General features: G+C 41.4%; 15 protein-coding genes. All 15 read left to right on the top strand.

Annotated features, from left to right (window positions below; genetic code table 11):
• The first annotated feature begins 4 nt into the window (after positions 1–4).
• Entirely contained in the window at positions 5–727 is a 723-nt protein-coding gene (locus D0T85_RS19240; RefSeq protein ID WP_163215135.1) for a hypothetical protein, read from the top strand.
• Positions 728–1,311: 584 nt separating this feature from the next.
• Positions 1,312–3,138: a LamG-like jellyroll fold domain-containing protein gene (locus tag D0T85_RS19245; protein WP_163215136.1), complete on the top strand. Its 1,827-nt coding sequence runs from the start codon at positions 1,312–1,314 to the stop codon at positions 3,136–3,138.
• 73 nt (positions 3,139–3,211) lie between these two features.
• Entirely contained in the window at positions 3,212–6,277 is a 3,066-nt protein-coding gene (locus D0T85_RS19250) for a TonB-dependent receptor (RefSeq protein WP_203558526.1), read from the top strand.
• Between the two features lie 6 nt (positions 6,278–6,283).
• Positions 6,284–8,041, top strand: coding sequence for a RagB/SusD family nutrient uptake outer membrane protein (locus D0T85_RS19255; protein WP_163215138.1), 1,758 nt, complete (start codon positions 6,284–6,286; stop codon positions 8,039–8,041).
• A gap of 22 nt (positions 8,042–8,063) precedes the next feature.
• The gene (locus tag D0T85_RS19260; RefSeq protein ID WP_163215139.1) at positions 8,064–11,273 is read left to right on the top strand and encodes a TonB-dependent receptor; all 3,210 of its coding nucleotides are present in this window, start codon (positions 8,064–8,066) and stop codon (positions 11,271–11,273) included.
• An 18-nt stretch (positions 11,274–11,291) separates the two neighbouring features.
• Positions 11,292–13,115 carry a RagB/SusD family nutrient uptake outer membrane protein gene (locus tag D0T85_RS19265; RefSeq protein WP_163215140.1) on the top strand — a complete coding sequence of 608 codons (1,824 nt, stop codon included), beginning with the start codon at positions 11,292–11,294 and terminating at the stop codon, positions 13,113–13,115.
• Between the two features lie 17 nt (positions 13,116–13,132).
• Positions 13,133–13,570 carry a hypothetical protein gene (locus tag D0T85_RS19270; RefSeq protein WP_163215141.1) on the top strand — a complete coding sequence of 146 codons (438 nt, stop codon included), beginning with the start codon at positions 13,133–13,135 and terminating at the stop codon, positions 13,568–13,570.
• A 406-nt stretch (positions 13,571–13,976) separates the two neighbouring features.
• Positions 13,977–15,884: an arabinan endo-1,5-alpha-L-arabinosidase gene (locus D0T85_RS19275; RefSeq protein ID WP_163215142.1), complete on the top strand. Its 1,908-nt coding sequence runs from the start codon at positions 13,977–13,979 to the stop codon at positions 15,882–15,884.
• Positions 15,885–16,430: 546 nt separating this feature from the next.
• A complete protein-coding gene (locus D0T85_RS19280) occupies positions 16,431–17,402 on the top strand; it encodes a site-specific integrase (RefSeq protein WP_163215143.1) in 972 nt (323 codons plus the stop codon).
• A 466-nt stretch (positions 17,403–17,868) separates the two neighbouring features.
• Positions 17,869–18,180 (top strand): hypothetical protein, encoded by a 312-nt coding sequence (locus D0T85_RS19285; RefSeq protein WP_163215144.1) that lies wholly within the window; start codon positions 17,869–17,871, stop codon positions 18,178–18,180.
• Positions 18,181–18,223: 43 nt separating this feature from the next.
• On the top strand, positions 18,224–18,820 hold the full coding sequence (locus tag D0T85_RS19290) for a DUF3575 domain-containing protein (RefSeq protein WP_163215145.1): 597 nt from the start codon (positions 18,224–18,226) through the stop codon (positions 18,818–18,820).
• Between the two features lie 158 nt (positions 18,821–18,978).
• Entirely contained in the window at positions 18,979–20,514 is a 1,536-nt protein-coding gene (locus D0T85_RS19295; protein WP_163215146.1) for a DUF3868 domain-containing protein, read from the top strand.
• A gap of 178 nt (positions 20,515–20,692) precedes the next feature.
• On the top strand, positions 20,693–22,327 hold the full coding sequence (locus tag D0T85_RS19300) for a hypothetical protein (protein ID WP_163215147.1): 1,635 nt from the start codon (positions 20,693–20,695) through the stop codon (positions 22,325–22,327).
• A gap of 84 nt (positions 22,328–22,411) precedes the next feature.
• A complete protein-coding gene (locus tag D0T85_RS19305) occupies positions 22,412–23,584 on the top strand; it encodes a hypothetical protein (RefSeq protein ID WP_203558525.1) in 1,173 nt (390 codons plus the stop codon).
• An 83-nt stretch (positions 23,585–23,667) separates the two neighbouring features.
• Positions 23,668–24,558 (top strand): FimB/Mfa2 family fimbrial subunit, encoded by an 891-nt coding sequence (locus D0T85_RS19310; protein WP_163215149.1) that lies wholly within the window; start codon positions 23,668–23,670, stop codon positions 24,556–24,558.
• Positions 24,559–24,571: the final 13 nt, after the last annotated feature.

Here is a 24,571-nt window from a genome sequence, read left to right on the forward strand (position 1 = left end):
GAAGATGGCAAATGAATATTGTTTAGTACTGAGTGATGAGCTACAGGCCGAATATTATAAATTTGAAAGAGGGGAAACGTGTGATACTGAAATGGTTAAAAGACTTCTGCACTATTACAAAGCTCCTTTTCTTACCAATATAGCCCAGATAGAAAGAACCGGAGTGAAAATCGGGAAAACGCTTGAAGTAGCTCTTCGTAAAGCCGGATTTAAACAACAATCGCTGGAAGACTTAGCAAAGAAAACAGTTTATAAGGTTATACTGACTACAGGCAGTGACCAATTCCCCTATATCAATATATATAACGATAAAATAGAGAATAATTTTTGTGGTTGTTTCTTTAGAAATGAATCGCGCTCAAAAGCTATTGATCATATTAAGGCTTTATGTGAGGATGCATTAGAGATATGTATTTATGACAAATACTTCTCCCAGAAAAACGGAATGCAGAACCTGCGATTATTAAGCAGTTTACTACCCAACAAGAAACTGGAAATAGTGTGTGATAGTAGACATATTGAAGCCGATGATATAGTCTGGTTACAGAGGTATTGCAGCTATTGGGTTTTTAATAAACAAAGATTGGATTCGTATCACGATCGCTACTTGGTAATCGATAAAAGAACAGAGGTTATCCTAACCAGCGGTTTTGACCATCTGGGTAGTACTACCAACGAATTTTCTTATATTGTCCGGCCTGTTTCGCAACAACGTTTCGCTATTTAGCTAGTAGTTAGTAGTTGATTGCAAATTATCATCAGGGCACCCACAGGGGATGCCTACATTGTATATCCATTCTTACATTGTTTATAATCCGCGCTCTACGGGCTGTAAGCCCGGTTTAATTCAGCCCCAGGCATCGCCCAATGTCATCAAGTTAAGAAATCCCGAAGGGATTGAATTTGAATAACCCCCAGTGAAGGGCGAAGCCCGACTGGGGGGATGCGTATCCCTATAACTCACAACGCCGAAGGTGTTGAACCCGCTATCGGGGTTCAGACTGTGTATGTATTGACTTGCCCCCAGTTGGGCTTCGCCCTTCACTGGGGGTTATTCAAATTGAATTCCAAGGGATTCACCATGCGGATAGCATACAATGAATCCCTTAACTTGATGACATTGGGCGATGCCGGCATCGCCTGGGGTAATGGGAAACACTGCCTCTGTGTTTTTACACCAAATATTCCCCTTTGTAGTCGATTATCCACTAGGAAAACACAATTGTCCACCTCATTATGCAATTGTCCACCTATATTTGCGGTGTAGAATTTACACTTAATTTAATTACTAACCATAAACAATCGAGTATTATGAAGACAAGAAAGTGGCCATCACTTCTTCTTACGATGGCAATCTCAGTTTTCTTTTTCTCTTCCTGTAAAGACTGGGGGCAGATGGACCCTCCAGCAGGGAATCAGGTTTATCCTAAATTGGAGAAAGTTGCCAATTACACGTTCGACGAGGAACTTGATCCAACAGTGATCCAATATTTTGCTTATACAAATGGCGAAGCGCCGGATTTGTACAATGACAATGATCGTGGTAGTGTACTTTATTTAAATGAAGGATATGCCCGTATTTCTAATCCATTGAATAATGTGAAAGTGCAAAACGCTGTTTCACTTACTTTTTGGGTAAAGCAAGCTATCCAAACAGACGAAGAAACCAAAGAAGAATTACCTCAGGATTTGGAAGGGGCTCTCTTCTCTTTCCAAAATGAGAATGGTGCACAACGTATGTTTTTCACTGCTAACGGATGGCTTCGTTATGAAGGTTTAGATGGAACTTACGAAGATAATAATCCGGAAATAGATAAAACCGGATTAATCACTGCCGGCGAATGGCACTTTGTAGCAATATCCGTAACCAACAACGGTTATTTTGTGTATGTTGACGGTTTGAAAAAGATTTATCGCAATGTAACTGATTTCGACTGCTCAAAAATTGTTCAGTTTATGGCTTCTGTACCTTATTTATATATAGGATATGGTTCGGATACTCAAACAAACGAGATGATGATTGATGATTTGATGATTTACAGGAATACGATTACAAAAAAAGAGTGGAGTCCTATAATATCAGAAGAAGGTGCATTCGAATACGTTGTGGGTGACCCTATCCTTACTGTAGGAGCAACAGACAATTCGTCAGCTTGGTGGACAACATTCTCTAACTATTTCAGAATACCTGCCGAAAGTAAAATGAATTTCAAATTCACCAACCACACCAACGGTGTTGGCAACTGGAATAACTGGAACTTCTGCCTCAGCACCGATGGTGAACGCGACGGAACCGGCTATACCGAATACTTTGTTATTCGTTCCGACCTCTACGGATGGGGTGATGCTTATGCAACAGGCACATGGACCAGCGAAGGATATGGCGATTGGGATGCTTTCCGTGTTGATATGGAAGGTGCAGAAGTAACTGTAACCATTGAACGCAGTGGCTCCAAAGTAACAGTAGATGCAGTAGCCAAAGCCCTCAACGGCAATGTATATAGAGAAACATTCACTACTGTTTGCGGTGATGGTACACAAGTGGTACGAGGTTTCTTTATCATGGACAGTTCGCACATTGTATTCGACACTGCAGAAACAAGTGTACTCACCAACGTGCCGGTAACAAAAACCACTATCGGCGCCGAAGACTGTTCAGCTCCCTGGTGGACAGAATTCTCAGACTATTTCCAGATTCCTGCTGAACAGAACCTGCATCTCGAATTCGAGAATCACACCAACGGTGTTGGCAACTGGAATAACTGGAACCTCTGCCTCAGCACCGATGCCGAGCGCAACGTAGACGGCTATGCCGAATACTTTGTTATCCGTTCCGACCTCTACGGATGGGGTGATGCTTATGCAGCAGGCACATGGACCAGCGACGGATATGGCGATTGGGATGCTTTCCGTGTTGATATGGAAGGTGCACAAGTTACTATCGACATCTTGCGTAGTGGGGCTACAGTAACAGTCACTGCAATAGCTACCTCTAAAAACGGCAATGTGTATAAAGAAACCTTTGTGACAGAGTGTGGAGATGGAAATCAGATGGTACGGGTATTCCTTATCGTAGATGGAGCTTATCTCAATATAGATAGTTCTAAATGCTATCTGTACGCTCCGTTATTCAAGTAATAACCTTTATAAAATTACTATAATTATGGACAACAAAAAAATCACAATATCAGCAGCCCCGCGTTTAGCGGGTATGCTGCTGGCATTTGCCTTCTTGCTGGCTGGGCAAATAGTTTTTGCCCAAACCAAGAAAGTAACAGGTGTTGTAAAAGATAATACCGGCGAAACCATCATTGGAGCAAATGTAATAGAGAAAGGAACTGGTAATGGTACCATAACCGATTTTAATGGTAATTTTGAACTAACAGTAACTCAAAATGCTATACTCGAAATAAGGTATGTGGGATACAAAACACAGGAAGTTGCAGTAGATGGAAAAACTTTCCTGAGCATTAGCATGAAAGACGACTCCGAAATGCTTGATGAAGTAGTTGTGGTAGGCTACGGTGCACAAAAGAAAGAAAGTGTAGTAGGAGCCATCTCGCAAGTAAGCTCAAAAGAACTGCTCCAGTCGCCGGCTGCTAACGTGTCGCAAGCTATTGCCGGTAAAATACCGGGGGTTATTACATCGCAAACTTCGGGTGCTCCCGGTTCCGACGATACAAAGATTTATATCCGTGGTCGTGCCACATTTGCAGGCGATGCTCAACCACTTGTTTTAGTAGACGGTGTGGAACGTGAGTTTTCTCAAATTGCTCCCGACGATATTGAAACAATTTCGGTACTGAAAGATGCATCGGCAACAGCTGTTTATGGTGTACGTGGTGCAAACGGTGTAATGTTGATTACAACCAAACGTGGTAAAGAACAAAAACCGGAAGTAAGCCTAACAGCAAACTGGCAAATACAAAGTCCAACCCGAACAGATACATACCTGAACTCGTATCAATCTGTTACTTTATTGGAAGAAGCTCTTGCCAACGACGGACTGCCTTCTCAGTTCTCGGCCAATGATATAGAAATGTTCCGCAAATCATCTGCCGGCGAACTGACCGGATTAGATGCAATGTTATATCCTAATGTAAACTGGTACGACGAAATACTGAAGAAATCATCTCCTGCTCAGCGCTATAATATTAGTGTGCGTGGTGGTACCAAACGTATGCGTTATTATGCTTCGGGTGAGTTATACGACCAAAAAGGATTGATTAAGAATTTAAGCAATGATAAATATGGTAATTCGTCAAGCCCAAGTTTCCGTAGATACGCTTTCCGTGCTAACATGGACTTATTCCTGACAAAAGACCTTACCTTCTCTGTTAACTTCGGTACTCGTTTCGAGGAACGTAGAGGCTCCAATACAGCAGAAAGTTCAAACTACAGTCAGATATTCTACGAAATGAATCACACTCCGGGATGGTTATTCCCTGTATCAACAGTAGTACAAAACGGCGAAAAACAGGAAACAATCTATGGAGGTAGCTCGCAATATCAAAATAATATTGTAGCAGCGTTAACAAAAGGTGGATATTACAAAGCTACAAATACCATTAACGAAACCAATTTTATTCTTGATTACAATATGGATTGGTTAACCCAAGGATTAAGTGCAAAAGGTATGGTATCTTTCGACTACAACTCGTACGATAAAACCCTTTACAGCGCAAGTTTCGCAACATACGAATTGAACGATCGCAATGACTATGGTAATATTGATGCTTATAACCGCTTCAACTCCGACGGTGAATTAACTGGTGGTAAAGACTCGTATACCATATATAAACTTTATATGGAAGCGCAGATTAACTATGCACGCACCTTTGGTAAACACGATGTAACAGCCATGGTACTTTACAACCAGAATGATTATCGTTACAGAGCCGATTTGGCAAAACGTTATCAAGGTTTGGTGGGTCGTGCTACTTATGGTTACGACGATCGTTACCTGGCCGAAGTAAACTTTGGTTATAACGGTTCGGAAAACTTTATGCAAGGTAAGCGTTTTGGTTTCTTCCCAGCTTTCTCTCTGGGTTGGCGCATCAGCAACGAATCTTTCATGGAAAATACAAAAGATTGGTTGAACAACCTCAAGCTTCGTGCATCTTACGGACAGGTAGGTAACGATGTTTATACAGTGAATGGAGTAGCTCAACGTTTCCTTTACGAAGAAAAATGGAGCCAGATCAGCAATGATTATATGTTTGGCAAGGACGGTAAACCCGGTATCTACGAAACACAATACCCCAACTATGGTGTTACTTGGGAACGTGCACACAAATATAATTTTGGTGTAGACTTTGGTTTGTGGAACGGATTATTGAATGGTAGCATCGACCTCTTCCACGAAAAGCGTAATGATATCCTGACCAATTACCTCACACGTCCGGAATGGGTAGGGGTAACTATGGCTGCCGGTAACCTGGGAGAAACAGTAAACAGTGGTCTTGAAATTGAATTAAAACACCATAATCGTATTGGTAAAGACTTTTCGTACAACGTAGGTCTCACATTCTCTCATGCAAAAAATGAGATTAAGAACATGGACGAACCTGCTTTGAAAACCGGTTATCGCAAACGCGAAGGTCACCCTATTGGTCAATACTACGGACTGGTATGCGATGGCTTTGTAACCTCTGCCGATTTGGCCGATCCTAACTTCCCTACATCAACCTTTGGTAATGTACAGGTAGGTGATTTGAAATACCGTGATATGAATAACGACGGTTTTATTGACGAACGCGATGAAACATTTATTGGTTACAGCGACGTACCCGAAAATACATACGCACTTACCCTAGGATGCAACTATAAAGGCATTGGTTTTAGTGTAATGTTCCAAGGTGTAGACCATGTAAGTAGATATTACGATGCTGAAGCTATGTTTGCGTTTGTTAATGGTGGTAAAGTAAAAGAACATCACTTGGATCGTTGGAATCCCACAAAATCGGAAGCCGAAAATATAGCAAACGCCAAGTACCCATTGTTGCACTATGATAGTTATGGCAACCACAACCAACGTGGAAACTCTTTCTTCCTGAAGAATGGTGCATTTATGCGTTTGAAGAATATTGAGTTGAGCTATACATTGCCTACAGAATGGATAAAAGTGGTAGGAATGAGCGACTGCCGAATTTACGTAAACGGTAACAACCTCATCACTTGGGATCATCTGGGTGATTTGTGCGACCCCGAGAGCAACGGTTCCAACCGCTATCCGATTATGAAGACTGTGAACTTTGGTGTAAACATTAAATTCTGATAGAAGATGAAAAAGACATTATTATATAGCATTTTTGCTCTGAGCATTGCTTCGGCTACGCTAACTTCTTGCGAAGATATGTTTGGAGACTTCCTCGATAAGCAACCCAGCAATGAATTGACTGGCGAAGAGGTGTTCAGCGACTGGAACTTAATGCAACAGTTCCATATCGATACCTATAACTTTCTGCGTCATGGTGCCGGCCGTATTAATAGTTCGTGGTTAGATGCCGCAACCGATTTGGCAGAGAACAGTTCGGCAAACGGTGGAGTACGTACCACATTTAATATTGGCAACTATTATGGTGGCGGTGGTGCAAGCGAGTTAAGCGGAACCTGGGAGCACTACTACCGCGGTATTCGCAAATGTAACATGATAATTGCACGTATAGAGAGTGTACCTAAAAATCCGGATTTAACGGAAGAAACTTATCTTGTACACAAAGCCAATATAACCTCCGAAGCTCGTTTTCTGCGTGCCTGGTTCTATTGGGAACTCTTCTTGCGCTACGGTCCGATTCCGATTGTAACAGAAGTGCTTGATCCAAACGGCGACTTGTTGAGTAACTATACTGAACGTCCCAGTATAAAGGAATATGTTGTTGATTTCATTCTTAAAGAGTTAAATGAATGCGAAGCCGGATTGATGAGTTATGCAGAAGCTACCGATGTTAGTCTTGCCGGACGTATTGGTCAACCCATGGCAAGTGCGCTTTATAGCCGCATTATGCTTTACATGGCAAGTCCACGTTTCAGCAGCGAGGCAGGCATTACATGGCAACAAGCAGCCGATGCAACTAAAAAGTTCATTGATGCTCACGGTAGTAACTATGAACTGATGCAAGGAACCAATTCAAAATCCGCATTAACAAATGCTTGGTTAGTGGAACCCTATGATAAATCAGCTAACAAAGAAATCATTTTTTACCGCAATGATGGTACTATTTCATGGGGTAGTATTGCAAACGATACTCCGGTAGGCGAAGGTGGTAATGGTGGTCTTTGTCCATCGCAGAACCTGATTGATATGTACGATATGATTGATGGTAGTTCACCTTTTCAGGGGTACGATGCAACAGGTGCTCCTATTTACAATGGCGTGAACCCAACTGTTAACACAACAAGTGGCTACAGTGATGCCAATATGTGGGCGAATCGTGACGGACGTTTGGCGGCATCTATACTTCATCATGGAACAACATGGAATAACAGTGTGATCAATGTAATTAAAGGCCAACGCGATAATCCGGTAGGTAACGCCAATGCAACTCCTACTGGTTATTACGTACGCAAATATATTCCCGAAACAATTTTGAGTGCTAACCATACAGGTAGTTCACGTCGCCTTTGGACTATTATTCGCTATGCAGAGATCTTATTGAACTATGCCGAGGCGTTGAACGAAGTACAAGGTCCATGTGAGGAAGTATATGGCCTGCTCGACCAGATTCGTCACCGTGCAGGTATCACAGGAAACGTTGCAGACCGTACCGATTTGAATACTAAAGAAAGCATGCGTAACTTTATTCATAAGGAACGTACAATAGAATTGGCATTCGAAGAACATCGCGCATGGGATGTACGTCGTTGGAATGTAGCCGAAGAAGCATTAGGACGCGACATCATTGGTATTGATGTAGCTGCCAATGGTACTATTACCCGCAAGGTAGCCCAGAACCGTGTATTCCAGAAGAAGATGTACCTTTATCCTATTCCTGAAGGAGAATACTGGAAAACAGGAATTGAGAACAATCCAGAATGGTAATCCTTAAATCGTATAATAGAATATGTATAATTTAAATCATATCATAAAGAAATTAACAGAAGCAGGCAAAGTCTTGCTACTGGTTACTTTACTTTTAGCAACCGGTACTGTTTATGCACAGAACGCCCAGACACTGAGAGGCCGTATTGTGGATGCTGATGGTAATCCCATTGCCGGGGCAGTGGTGAATATAGCCGAAGAAAGCCGTATTGCACTGTCTGATGTAGATGGCTATTTTGAATTGAAGCTTGTTAGAACTTCCGACGAAATCTGTGTCAGCAGTGTGGGATACAAAAACATACAAGTACCAGTTAACTTTACGCCCGGTTTCGAGGTTGAATTGGAATCCGATCTTGATGAGTATCTTCATACTACACCTGTGGCTTTTGGACGCAAAACCAAGAAACTGGTAACCGAAGCTACTTCTGTAGTAACGGGCGAAGAACTTCAAAAGCACCCTATAACTGTGCTTCAGAATGCGTTTACCTCTACCGTTACTGGTATGCAAACCTACGAATGGTCTAGCGAACCGGGGTGGACAGAAACAGCTATGTATATTCGTGGTATCCGTACCATGAACAGTGGTGCCCGTGCTCCGTTGGTTATGGTAGACAATGTGGAACGCGACCTTTCGTTTCTTGATGCATTCCCAATTGAAAACATTACTATACTGAAAGATGCTGCCGCCACTGCTATTTACGGTATGCGTGGTGCCAATGGTGCTATTGTGGTAACAACCAAACGTGGTAGTGCCGGAAAAACCAACATTGATTTTACACAAGAGGTAGGTTTCCAGATGTTGAGTAACAAAATGGAAAACCAAAACTCCTACAACATGGCACTAACACGTAACCAGGTAAAATACCTGAGCGGGCAAGATCCAATGTACACCGACGAACAGATTGAAATGTATCGCCGGGTGTCAAATGGCGAGAAACTGGAAGGTATTGACCAATACAGATACTTCAACACAAATTGGTTTGATGAACTTTATCGCGAAACAGCTCCAATGTATAAAACCAACCTGCAAATAAATGGTGGTAATGAAACTGCCCGCTACTATATTTCGTTCTCTTACCTCCGTCAAGAAGGTATGTGGAACGATAAGTGGACCGGTTACAGTAAGAATTACAATACCGGGCACACATTGAATCGCTGGAACTTGCGTTCAAACATCGACATTGATGTAACAAAACACTTGAATGTATCTCTTGATTTAGGTGGACGTATCGACAACATTACACAGCCTACCGAAGGGGTATTTAACTTAACTACTTTCGGAGCAGTTGAGGCCAATCCGATGGAGCCGGTATATACACCCGATGGCCGAATTTACGCCTCGAGTACAGCAACAAATGCGGGCCGTTTACTAGCATCTTCTGGTCAGGAAAAAAACCGTCGTCGTAATTTATACTCTACAGTAAACATCAATGGCGATTTAAGTCCTATACTGGAAGGGTTAAAAGTGAATGCAACTGTAAGTTTCGACTCATACGAAACATTTGAGTCTACTCAGAGAAATGCTGTTAATTCGTACAACTATGATTATATGAATATGGATGTAACCGATCCGTCGCAGTTTAAATACGCCCAATTCTCTACCTATTCGGCATTAAGTGATCCAACTCCTAATCAGCGTGAGTTTTATTACAATTTGAATTTAATCGGTGGTTTGAGTTACAGCAACAAGTTTGGTCAACACGCTATCGAAGCCCGGGCCTTTGCACGTGCTTATCGTAATCAAACAAAAGCGTATGAGTCTTCCAATCGTTATCTTTCATACAACGCACAGGTAACATACGATTATGCCAACCGTTATGTGTTTTCCGGAAATATAGCACGTATGGCTTGCGACAATTTCAGTGAAGACGAACGTTGGGGTACTTTCTATGGTGCATCTGCCGGTTGGATTGCTTCCGAAGAAGCATGGTTAAAGAATGAGAATATCAATCTGTTGAAACTCCGCGCCTCTTATGGTCGTGCCGGACAATCTACCACTGGTGGAGGTCGTTATGCATATCAAAACACATACGGCTCGGCTACTGGCTATGGTTTTGGCTATTCGGGTTCTTATGTTAATGGATTCTCGGAAACAATGGCGGGTAATTCCAATAACAAATGGGAAATATCAGACATGTTGAACGTTGGATTGGAATTTGATTTCTGGAACAAAAAACTTTATGGTGAAGTAGATGTATTTAAAGAATGGCGTTCGAATATCCTGGTTACCCGCAACAGTGTACCATCACTCTTAGGTATTTCTGTAGCAAAAGATTCTTATGGAAAAGCCGAAACAAAAGGTTTTGAAGTAAGCCTTGGCCATCGCAACCGTATTGGTGATTTCAATTATTATGTAGAAGGTATGCTTACCTACAACACCAATAAAATTACCGAAATGGACGAAACTGAACCCAATGTGGAATGGCAACGTAAAACAGGGAATCGTATTTATGACTACACCTCTGTTATCGGTTTATACGAAAGTTCGTTCAACAATGGTATTGGTGGTTGGAACCGCTACAAATTTACACAATGGGCCAGCGATCCCAGTTTGATTGCAACCAGTCAGCAAGATGCTATTGATCATCCGGAAAAATATCCGTATAACACAGCATCTAATGGGTCGCAACAATTGGGTACAGCTGTATTCAAAGATTTGAATGGCGACCGCCAGATTGATGCTAACGATATGGTACCGGATACCTATACCATTATCCCCGAATTGATACCAACACTTACACTTGGTTTTGAGTGGAAAGGTTTCGACGCACGTGCTGTACTCACAGCTTATATGAATCGTGATGTATTCCTTTCGCCGGCAGTGTCTTGGTCGGGATGGGGTAATCAAGGTACACACGAAGTTGTTAACGCATGGGGTTATTACACCGACGATCCACTTGATTCGCGTAACATAAATGCCAAATACCCACGTCCGGCTTATGGTAGTTTCAATGCCATTGACAGCGACCGCGATACAGGTACTTATCAAAACGATATTTGGATTGTAAACGGTAATTTCTTATCTCTTCGTAACGTTGAAGTAGGATACTCATTACCCAAACGATTGATAGCAAAAGCCAACCTAACCAAATGCCGTCTTTATTTCAGCGGTTATAACCTTTGCACATGGAGCAGCTTACCCGATGGCGTTGATCCGGAAAAGCCGATGAGTTATGTGTGGTGGTATCCTAAAACCCGGACATTTACATTTGGTATAAACATTGGTTTCTAATCATATAAAATAGAAAACATGAAAAAGATATTCAAATATATGGCAGCCGCACTGCTGGCTGTAAATATTACTTCTTGCAGCGATTTCTTAGACAAAGAAGTAGACTTGACTTTGGATGCAGAACAGGTGTTCCAGAAATTTGAAAACACCCGTGGTTACCTGGCAAACATCTATACTTACCTGCCCGATGCGTTTGTTGGATATACAGATGGACAGTACCGCGGTGCATCACGCGACTGTATGACTGATAATGCGCTTTCTTTTTGGAGTGCGCATTTCTACCACAGTGTATTAACCGATGCTTATGCAGCAACCAATCATTCGCTTGCTAATGATTTGTGGCCTAGAAACTTCAAAGGTATTCGTGCAGCCAATTCATTCTTGAAATATGCCCGCGAAAGTGTAGTGAAAAACACAGAAATGGAAGGCGACGACAATCGCTTGTACGATCGTTATATGGCCGAAGCCCGTTTATTGCGTGCTATTTTTCACTTTGATTTGTTGGGCTGGTTTGGCGATATTCCTGTAATTGGTGAAGACGAAGAGGGTGTACCCATTATTTTTGAATACACCAAACCCGAGGAGATGAACATGGCGCGTACCAATACTGCCGAAGCATTGAAATGGATTGCCGACGAGTGTGATAAAGTAAAAGATGTATTACCTTTCAGATACACACAAGAAGAATTGAACTGGGGCCGTGTGAATGGAGCTGCTGCGTATGCTTTAAAAGCCAGAGCTTTGTTATACAGAGCATCGGCTTTGCATAATCCAAGTAACGAGGCTTCCAGATGGAGAGAAGCAGCAACAGCTGCAACAGATTTTATAGCTAAAAATAAAACTATAAATAATCCATACAAGCTGTACACTACTACAGACAATGATCCAAATCAAAACTATTACCAATGTTTTATTTCGACCCCTCACTTGAATAACGAATATATTCTGAGTCGTTCGGAGTGGCAGACTCGCGAGATTGAATTGTTTCTAGCTCCTTGTGGATTCAGTGGAAACGTAAATTCAACAGGACGTACCAATCCAACACAAAACCTGGTAGATAGTTATGAAACCATAAAAGGGTTGCCTATTGATCAGGATCCATCTTACGACCCACAAAATCCTTATGCAAACCGTGACCCTCGTTTGGAACAAACCATTCTGCACCACGGTTCTGTTTGGGGAGATGCAAAACAAGATGAAGAACGTGAAGTAGATGTAACCTATGGATCGGGTAAAGATTACCAGGAATTGCATGGCGGAACACTCACAGGTTATTATACAAAGAAATTCCTGAACAATATGTCGTTCAAGAGTCCGAGTACATATACACATGCCTGTCCTATCTTCCGTTATGCCGAAGTATTGCTGAATGCAGCCGAAGCTATAAACGAAGCAGATGGTCCGGAAAAAGCTTATCAATATGTAAATGAAGTACGTGGGCGTGTAGGTATGCCTGCTTACAGTGGAATGAGCCAAACACAGCTTCGCGAACGTATCCGCAACGAACGTCGTATTGAACTTTGTTTTGAAGATCACCGCTTCTACGACGAACGTCGTTGGAAGTTGTTTGAAGGAAAAACTGCTGCCAGCGAAAAGAATCAGCCATACTACCAACAAGTTTATAACATTTATGGAGTATCGGTAACACCTTCGCAGGGTACCATGTTTAATTATGGTCCGGCCGAAATGCATAAATCACGCGCATTCAACAGTCCGAAGAACTACTTCTTCCCCATACCGGATGCCGAAATCAAAAGATTACCTAACTTAAAACAAAATCCCGGCTGGGAATTAGGTTCGAGTTCGGGTAGTGGAAACGAGACTGAAGAATCTGCAGAATAATTTAAAAACGTTCAATTATGAAAATGAATAAATGGTTAAATATACTATTGGTGAATTGTTTATTATTGACCGGCTTTACAGCTTGCAGTGATGACGATGATCCTACCGAACTATCTTTTAATGTACCTGTACTAACTGATATTGTTACTCCAACTGCTGTAGTTACAGCTGATCTAATTGTAAATCAAGATGATCTGGACGAAGGTCGTATCAGGGTTATGAGTTATGGTTTCTGTTACAGTACCTCAAATAATCCTACAATTTATGATGCCACTGTAACAGCTGCTCCTGAAAATAAAAAGATGGAAGCAACCTTAACAGAACTTGAGGACAATACAGTATATTATGTACGTGCTTTTGCTACTTTATATCCCAATGGTGTAGTATATTCGCCAGAAGTAGAAATGAAAGTAGGGGTAATTGAAATACCTTCTGAAGAAACACCTGCAGAATAAGACTTGTAAATCACCCGCATGGATTGAGGGTGTTAAAAGTGATCGTTCTTTAAGTTACGATTTATAAGCAATTACCCCGAAAGGGGGCTGTTAAGTTCTCTGCTCTGAAAGAGCATCCTTTCGATAACCCCGGACAAGCTTGCCTTGCGTAGTCCGGGGTAGATAAACATCAAAAGCATTAAAACTCTGAAAGAGTTTCCCTCCTTATTCAGGGACAACTCCTTCAGAGTTGAACTCACTTTGGCATGTCGCCACCCCGGACTGCGCAGGCAGGCTTGTCCGGGGTTATCGAAAGGATGCTCTTTCAGAGCAGAGAAAACTTTACTAAACAAAGAACTTAACAGCCCTGCCCTTCGGGGTGGTTGCTTATATGAGTTTAACCAGTATTACCTATAAAAAATCATTTATGAAACTCTTCCCCAAATGGACATTACTGATTGCTTGTATTGTTCTATCAATATCATGTAGCAGTGACAGCGATGATCCCGATCCGGTAGATACAGCAATTTCTATTTCAACCCCTTCTGTAACAAATATAATAGAAGATAAAGCAACTGTAACTGCAACTATCACAACAAATGCCCCATCGGTTATTGTAAAGAAAGGCATTTGTTATGATACTCAGGCTAACCCAACAATTGCCAGTCAAACAGTTGAAATGAATAGTGCAGGGTTATCACTAAACTTAACACTAACAGTACTTAAACCCGAAACCAAATACTACGTCAAAGCTTTTGTTACTGTAGCAAATGGAAGCCCGGTTTATTCGTCGGAAATAACATTTACCACAACAGGCAGTAGTACTATACCCGAGTTAGATAACTACACCCCCCCAACCTACCCAGACTATTACATCAACATTGCCGGATGGAACCAACGTAACCAATGGAACCTGGCTAATGTGCACGATCCTACAGTTGTTTTGGCCGAAGATGGATACTACTATATGTATCAAACAGATGCTTCGTATGGTAATGCACATACAGCAGGTGGTCATTTTCATGGCCGTCGCTCCAAAGATCTGGTTAACTGGGAGTATCTGGGTGGAACCATGCAATCGCTACCCAACTGGGTTATCCCTAAGTTAAACGAAATTCGTAAAAATATGGGATTGAGCGAGGTTCAGCCGGATGTTAATAACTTTGGCTACTGGGCACCTTGCGTTTATAAGGTAAGAGACGGACTTTATCGTATGTACTATTCCATCGTTTGCCCCGGCTTGATTGATGGTGAAGGTACTTGGAGCGAACGGGCTTTTATCGGCCTGATGGAAAATACAAACCCTTCTAACAACGATGGATGGGAAGACAAAGGCTATGTTATTACCAATGCTTCGGACAAAGAATTAAACTTCCATGTAAAAGCAAACGATTGGGCAAATTGTTACTTTAAATGGAATGCCATCGACCCCAGTTATATTATTGATAAAGAAGGAAAACACTATTTGGTTTATGGCTCATGGCATAGCGGCATAGCCATTCTTGAAGTAGATGCTGCCTCAGGAAAGCCAGTAGCAGAATTGTCCAATCCTTGGGGAACGAACAATGACATAGCTTCTTATGGACAGTTAATCTATACCCGTAGGGCCGGCGACCGTTGGCAAGGCTCCGAAGGACCAGAGATTATTTACAATGAAAAAACCGGTTATTACTACCTGTTCATGGCTTACGATGCACTCGATGTACCTTACAACACCCGTGTGGCTCGTTCGAAAAGCATAACAGGTCCATACCTTGGTATCGACGGAGCCAATGTTACTGCCGGAGCCGATATGTATCCTGTTGTAACCCATCCCTATAAATTCAGTAACGATTATGGTTGGGTAGGCATTTCGCACTGTGCAGTATTTAATGATGGCAACGGAAACTGGTATTATGCTTCGCAAGGACGTTTGCCGGCTAACATTTATGGAAATCAGTACAGCAACGCCATTATGATGGGCCATGTACGTAGCATCCGTTGGACATCAACCGGCTGGCCTGTTGTTATGCCCGAACGTTACGGAGCAGTGCCCGAAGTAAAAATCAGCGAAGCCGAACTGGTAGGAAATTGGCAACACATAGATTTGTCTTACAGCTACGGCAAACAAAAAGAAGCAACTACAATGACCTTTACTGCCGATCATAAAATAACTTCCGGCCCATGGAAAGGTGGAACATGGAGCTTTGATGCAGAGCAACAAATTCTTACTGCTAATGGAGTAGAGTTGTGTATTCAACGCGAAACCGACTGGGAAGCCAACCCAAGAACCCACACCATTGTGTATGGTGGATACAATGGGCAGAAAACTTATTGGGGAAAGAAGGTGAAGTAAAGAAGTAAAGGTAGGATTGTATCATGCCTATGGTACAAAAGTACCACGCTTGTGGTACAAAAGTGTCTTAACTGAGATACTTTTGTCTCACCCTGCGTGGTACTTTTGTTTCATGCTTAAAATAATCAGTGAAACTTTTGTACCAGCGTTAAAAAATCGGTGGTACTGTAATTTGCTGATTTTCAGATAGATATTCCGTTTGCCGCATAGTGGCTTCCTGTTTTCCTGTTCAGCACTACTCAACTACTTTACCTCCTCTACCTCACTTTACCTCCTTTTAATTAGGGAATGCCTGCATTGTCCAATAAATTCCTTTACCTCATTATTTTATTGTAATTTTCTTTCTTCTTTAGCTCAAACTTCTTTCTTTTGCCTACGTTTATATATAAGAATGGAAGGAGTTAAAGGGAGTTATCAGGAGCTTTGCTCCTTGGGAGTTATAGCTCTAAGATACTTCAGGGCATCTAAAGCATTTAACTCCTTTAATTCCTAGCGAAGCGATAACTCCTTCCATTCTTAAATAGTATTAATTAAACCGAAAGAAGAATGAGATTATCAGAATTTGTAACTCGAATGGCTATTGAACATCGGCGTCTGGGACGCCATCGTACAGCCGAAACCTATTTGTGTACTTTACGTAGTATGTTATCTTTTCAAGGTGATAACATTCGTTTGCGTGTTTGTTTTACCAGTGAGTGGCTTTTTGCCTATCAAAACCACCTGATTTCTTTGGGGCTTACCCATAACACCATTGTATTTTATATTTCGCGTATCCGTTCGGTTTACAACAAGGCGGTTAAAGCAAAGCTGGTAAAGTTGCAGGATGGACTTTTCGATCACCTTTACACCCGTAGCATGTCCACTGCTAAGCGTGCTCTTTCGCACGAGACGATTTCTTTAATCAGTGAGGGCGATCTTAGCGAACACGCTAATCTTGAGTTTGCTCGCGACATGTTTATGCTCAGTTTTTACCTTCAGGGTATCTCTTTTGTCGATTTGGCCCACCTGCGTAAAACCGATGTTTACGACAATACCCTTGTTTATCAACGTCGTAAAACCGGTGGTACCATTCGTTTGATTATTGAACCGGTAGCATTGGATATTATTCGTAAGTATGCCAGTAAAGCCACTGGTCCCTATTTGTTGCCTATCTTCACTAATCCCAATCCGGACAACCTTAAACGGCTGTATTCCAATGCGCTTCGCACTTTAAACCGTCGGTTGAAGAGAATAGCTTCTTTGCTTGGTATTCAGGAAAACCTAACCTCGTATGTGTCACGTCACAGTTGGGCCACTATTGCCTACCACGAAGGTGTTGGTACTGCAATGATAAGTCAGGCTATGGGGCATCACAGCGAAAAGGTTACGCATGTTTATCTTAGGTCTTTCGATCAGTTGGCCCTTTCCCGGGTCAATAAAGTGGTTATAAATGCTGTATCGAAGTCGAAAAAGCAGCAATCCAACAAACGCAAACAACAACTTGTTTCAGAAACACAAAAAGTTAGTGCTGGTGGTTAATTATGTTTACTTGTTGGGTGTCTGTCTCTTAATAGGAGAGGGACATTGAATCTGTTGCAAAGATAGGGTAAATCATTGAATTATCCAAAAGGTAGCAGAAAAAGCATGTTTTTTGTAAAAGTAGAGTTAGGTAACAAGATTATACAGTTAATTGCTATCCTTATATTGTATTGTCTAAACTGAAGAAATATGAATACAAATATAATCTTTTCGACTTCATTCTTTAACTAATATTAACTCTGTAAGTTGTATTATCTCTCTTTTTCCTTCCGTTTATCGCATACTTTCCCTTACCCAATAGTTACTTGAGCATATTGTTAACAAAACGAATGGTAAAATGTTCGTTTTGAGTACTAATTATATACAATAAGGTTGTCGTTTTAAGTACTTATTGTACTTGTTGTTTGCGCCTCTGTCCCTCTCCTATTAAGAGACGGACTTTTAAAACGACTAACGACTGATAGACATGATGCTTAACGAAAAAACCTTGTACTTAATTTATTTGCTTCATAGAGCTAATACATTGTGTACGGATACAGATTTGTCTATGTTCCGTACCGAGAAGCAGCGCAATACAGTTTTAGAACGTGTTCGTTTGCGTAGTTACCTTGAAAGTTCTAAGAGCAATATTGACAATAAATCATTGAGCAAAATTCTTCTTAGTTTGCGCAAAGTGGTTGACTCTCCCTTTATACCAGCCGAATCAAAGCGTGAGTTTCCCCGTAGTGTGTTGCAGTTTAACCGTGCTTTCAATCGCTGGTTATCCGAAATAAAATAAATTAAATCTTCTTCAAGAAAAGAATAAAATAGTAAATAATCTTATGACTCGAATCATACTGATATTCATCCTTGTTTTCACGCTGGCCCCGGGGGTAGTTCGCAGCCAGGAAGTTTTTCCTTATCGCCTTTACGATCCTATTCCAAATATCGCAGTGAAGAGTAATCTTCTTTACGATGTTAGCTTGGGACTTAATCTGGGTATTGAGTTTAAACTTAGTAAGCGTTTTACCCTCGATGTGCCGGTAATTTATAATCCTATTGATTTCAAGGACAACACCAAGTGGAAGAACCTCACCGTTCAGCCCGAAGTTCGCTACTGGTTCAGCGAGTCGTTTGTGGGTCACTTCTTCGGTATTCATACTCACTATTCCGATTTTAATGTAGGTAACATTGGCTTTATCAGCAGTTTGAAAGATCACCGTTACCGCGGTTGGTTAGCCGGTGCAGGTGTTTCGTGGGGGTACCATTGGTTGCTCTCTCCCCGCTGGTCTATGGAAACCACTATTGGTTTTGGCTATGCATATATTGATTACGAAAAGTTTGAAGCACCCAAATGCGGGTTGAAGCTCGACGAAGGTACTACACACTATGTGGGACTCACAAAGGTTGGGTTGAGCTTGATTTATTTTTTGAAATGAAAATGAAGCTACTGATTTTTGAAACGCAGATTAACGCGGATTAACGCAGATTAATCTCTAATTCGTAATTGACGAAGTAATTATGAACACTTACTTAAATTAAATAATCTGCGTTAATCCGCGTTAATCTGCGTTTCAAACAAAAAAATAACATGAAGATGAAAAATAAAAATAAACTGAGTCGTTACCTACCATACGGCATCGTAACTCAAAACTCATTACTCAAAACTCAAAACTTTATAGCCTTTATAATCTTTATAACCTTTTATGCTGTTCCCGCCGCTGCCCAAAACTACAAAGGCTCCGTTTACGTAGAGTCGACCGAGTTTTCCGAGCGTAACGACAGTTTAATTGTTTGTTTCGACATAAAAGTTGAATCCAACGCCATTCCCAATTATTCGGGAATGTATTTTACTCCCGAGCTTCGGAATGGTAAAAAAACGGTCGATCTTCCTTATGTGCAGTTAAATGGTAAAACCCGCAGTAAAATCAATAGCCGTTGGTTTATGCTTGCCAGCAACAAGTGGTTGGCTCTTTATGATGCCCCTCAAATAATAGTAAATACAGGTAAGTTTACCGATGAGTATATGCACTATCAGGTATTCCTGCCATACGAAAGTTGGATGGATAATGCCAGTCTTTACCTGCGTCAGGAGCTGGTAGGCTGCCGTGGAGAGGTAAATATATACACTTATAAGTTGAGCGATCGTGTAAAACTCGCTCCCCGTGCTCCTTACCAAGTGCAACCACAAGTAGCCCTTGCTGTACCTGCAGCCGAAGTGAAAACCCGTAACCGCCAAGGAAGTGCGTTTCTAGACTTTCAGGCTGGGCGTTCGGCTATTCTTCCCGACTTTCGTCGGAACCCGGTTGAGCTAGGTAAGATAAACGATGCTTTTCTTGCAGTAATGGCTGATCAGGATGCTGAAATTACCAGTCTTTTTATCGAAGGCTATGCCTCGCCCGAAGGTAGATACGCTAACAACGAAAAACTAGCCCGCGACCGTGCTATAGCCCTGAAAGATTATATTAAAAATCGCTATATGTTGGCCGAAAATCTGTTCTCTGTACGTTCGGTAGGCGAAGATTGGACAGGACTGCGTGCCAAGGTCGAAGAACATAATGTATCTCAGAAAGATCGCATTCTTGCCATTATTGATAGTAGTTCCGAACCCGACAACAAAGAAGCTCAATTGAAAAAACTGTCGGTTTACAGTTCGCTGCTTCGTGATATTTTCCCTGAGCTACGGCGCGTAGAGTATCAGATTGATTATGCGGTTCGTAGTTACAGTACAGCCGAGGCACGCAGCTTAATGAATACCAATCCGGGAAATCTTTCGCAGCTGGAACTTTACAGTGTGGCTCTTGAATATGGTAAAGAAAGTTCAGAATATCGTAAAATTATTATAGAAACCATTCCTAAATATTTCGACAGCGACCCTGTTGCTTTGAACAATGCTGCTGCACTGCTAATAGAGAATGGAGAGGAAAACACAGCTTTGCGTCTATTAGAAAAGGCTCCCGCTTTGCCTCAAGCCTGGAACAACCTAGGCATAATATATATGATGCGTGGCGAGTTAGATAAAGCCGAAGACTTGTTGAACCAAGCTTCTATTGGTGGAGTAACCGAAGCTGCACACAACTTGAAAGAGTTAGCAAAGAAAAGAGAAGACGAAATAAAGCGGGCTAACCACTAAAATTTCGCTTCGAATAAAAAATGTTATCAATTGCCGTCTGCTTTAGCTGACGGCTTATAAAAAAAACAATTCCGGCTTTAGCCAAAAGCAATCATTTGGCTAAAGCCTATTAAAAAGAGCTTATTTAATCCGTCCGCTAAAGCAGACGGCAATTGATTCGGTTTGTGAATTTATATTTATGAGAGAGAAAAAACTACTATACTTATTTAGTTTGTTGTTTATGTTTTGGGCATGTACCAGTAATAGCACCCACAAACGGCACCTTACCGAACGTTTGTTTCTGGAAAGGAGTCAGATTAGCATCACCCATCCGGGCAATCGCCCCGGGCAGGGTGGCAACCAAAGTGCTATGGTGTTGAACGAACAGGTAAACTACAATCAATTGCAACTTGCTGATAATAAAAAAAATGAAGCAGATGATGCCCGTTTGGATACCAATAAAGTATATACACTGTCTCAAGTAACCGTTACTTCACAAGCACGGTTTGCTCCGGTAAGGGAAGGCCAGGTGAACATCGATTTTATTATCCATGTTCCTGAGGCTTACCTTTCGGACGATTTTCAACTAACGCTTACTCCCGAACTGATAACCCCCGACTCGGTAGTTAATCTTGAAGATGTTGTGTTACGTGGTAAAAACTTTATTGAGTTGCAGAAACAAGACTATGAACGCTTTGATAATTACCTGAGTGGCATTATCGATCCTTCGGCCTACGATTCGGCATTTGTAGATCGTCGTGGGGTGAATCGTGAATTGGGTCGGCGCCGTCAAACAGAACTTGATTCTTATTACGGTAAATGGTCTTTGATGCAGGAATACCGCGATTGGCGCAACACCGAACAAGCCAAATACGATGCTTATAATGTAAAGCACGCCGAGGCACTTCGGCAGAAATTGATGACACACGATATTAAATACCGTTCAATGTTTAACCGTAAGCTGGCTATGCGTGCCGATACTACCAATCTTGGTATCAAGTACCGCAAAGAACGCAAAAAAATCATAGCATCTTCGCCCGTTAAAAGGCAAATTACGCTTGATGCCGTTCCGGCTAAGTATCGTAGTTTCTACCTTAAAGGCATTGGGCCTGAGGATCTTGAGCCATTACTGCCCAAAGAGAAAGACTCTATTGCTTTGGTGAACGAATACCTTTTACACGAAAAAATAGCAGTAAACGAAACAAAAGGCTCTCGCCAGGAAGAAGTGTTTAGGTACATGGTACCTAATCCTTATCGGCCCGATGCCCATTATAGTGCAACAATTGTTCCGGGCAAAGCTTACAGCTATCGGTATACACGTACCTACCCGGTAACGGCTGGTCTTAAAACCCTGAAGCTAACCCTTGGAGGCACTATAACAGCCACCGATCGTAGTTATTACAAGATTCAGCGGGTAGACACATTGCATTACATCATTTCTTCTATGGACGAGCTGGCCGATGGCAGTCTGTTGGGCAACCCCGAATTCACGGCCGAGCAGCGAACAGAATATATGCACGCCCTGAAGCTGTTGAAAAATCGTGAATACCAACGTGCCTTAAACATCCTGAGCGATTATGACGATTACAATACAGCAGTAGCCTTAACCTGTTTAGGCTATGATGGTCGGGCATACAATCTGCTTGCCACACTGCCACAAACTGCAAATACACATTATCTGGCAGCTGTTTTATGCAATAGGTTGAAAGAAATGCAGGCTGCGGTTGATCATTTAATGGAAGCCTGCCGGTTAGATCCCGGTAAAATAAACAGAGCACATCGGGATCCGGAGATAAGTAAAATAATACAGGACTATAACCTCCAACTAGAATAAAAAAGACAACAAAGTAATTGTCAATTGTCAATTATCAATTGTCAATTAAATATTAATTATTAACCAATAAACAAAAAGATGAAAATGAAATTTAAATTTGTAAGTGTGTTAACTTGTATGGCCTTGATGGCTGGTTTTACAAGTTGTAGTAACAGCGACGACGACAAAGACATTGCTCCAGAACATGGAACACGTGCAGTAACTCTGAAAGCCAACATTCTGGGTGCTTCTGATACCCGTCATGTAGACGACGAATTGGCTGGTGGATTGAAACCGGCTGTACACGATTTATGGGCTGTTTTCGTAACATCGGGTGCCAATATACAGAAGGTAATAAAATTGGATAATACTGAAGTAACTTCGGCTACCGGTCAACGTGTGGAAGATATTCCTAATGCTGCCGATGCTGTGTATATCATTGGTAATACTTCAAAGTTTAAACTTGATGGAGGTGCGGAAATAGTAGACCTCAATGCGATTACGAATTCGGAAGGCGATTTGAAGGACCTGATGTTTAACATTGCCAACCAGTACGATGCTGCAGGTACCGGTGTTAATAAATCTGATCCTCGTCAGGTAAACATCAGTGGTTATACTAACTACGACAACACTACAGGTAGTGTAACTGTAAATGTTGATGTTAGACCTTCTGTAGCTCGTTTGGAAATTGCTAAAATTTCGGCAACAGATGATAGTGATTCCCCTCTAAATGTAGAAGTTACTCATGTGTTTGTTGACAATACCTATACAAAAATAGGTTTGGATTACACTGTTGTTCCTACTGATGCATTAGATATATTAGCTTTTAACTCTGAGTCGCCCGAGTGGACTACAACCCCAGCTAATTATCCTCCTAATTTCTGCGATGCGATTACCGGTGCTGCTGCCTCTGAATTTACTCCTGCTGCACCAGCTAACGTTTGGTCTTACTATGTAACTCCAGGTGCTAATCACCCAGTTATCAAAGATGCAAGTGGCAACGTTATTGCTTTAAATGCTACTCCGGTTATTGTGGTAAGATTGAAAGATCCATCAACTACAGGAGCATTCAGATATGTAACTGTTCGCCGTATGAAAGAAGCAAATGGTACTATTGTAAACGAGTTTAAGCCAGGTTATTCTTATTACATTAAAGACTTGAAATTTAAAATTGGTCAAACTACAACTGTACCACTTGACCCAAAAACTACATACGATTGTGATGTTGTGGTTGAAATTAAACAATGGGTACATGTAGATATTGAACCAGAAATTTAATATTATTCTTTCCATCCTATTAGAAGAGGGATCTTCTCCCTCTTCTTTTCCCCCATGATTTTTAACCATTCAAACCTTTTTAGATGAAGCTGCTGAAAAAGATTTCCTCTTTCTTCTTATTAACCTGTTTATTAAACAGTTGTATAGGAGACGATTTGAGTTCATGTGCTCATACTATGCTTTATTTTGAGTATCCGGATTTCCCTACCCGGATTGAACAAGTACATATCGGTATTTATAATCAAGAAGGTGTTTCTGTTTATTATAACTTGATAAACAAAGCTTCTTTGCAGCAATTTCAAGGTGTTGCTGTTCGGCTTCCCGAGGGTGAATATACAAGCATTTGCTGGGGTAATGCTTTCGAGGAAACCAATCTGTTGGGATTAAAAACAGGAGCGCAATTAGATGACCACATTTTGCGGCATCCCGCTTCTGATACAGGCGAATCAATATGCACCAACGATTCAATTTTTTATAATCAACACACTTTTGTAGTTCCCCATTCGCGCGATAGCGAAGAATACCTTCCGTTTGTACCTGCCCACATCACTTTTTTAGTTTATATACAAGGTATGGAGCAAATTTACGGAAATACACGCACACCGGCAGATGAATTACCCTACATACGGTTTAACAATTTATATACCGAGTATGATTGGCAGATGATTACTTGTGGCTACCAACAAAGCTATTATCCACGTATGGAGTATCAACCAGAACTTGGCATGGCACAAACAAAGCTACACGTGTTGCGTTTTGAAGATGAAAACAAGATAGAAGTAGATTTAGTAGATAATACTACGTCGAACCAAACACTATATACATTAAACTTACAGGAATTTCTTACTTATCATGCCATATCTATCGAACATGGTAAAGAATACACCATTCCCATCACTTTTGTTTTCGAAGATGGTAACATTCGTGTTATAATGGATACTTGGGGGAATGTTCCGCTTGAACCGGAAATTTAACGAATTAAAAAAC

Source organism: Bacteroides sp. 519 (assembly GCF_010500955.1).
Taxonomy (GTDB): Bacteria; Bacteroidota; Bacteroidia; order Bacteroidales; family Bacteroidaceae; genus Bacteroides.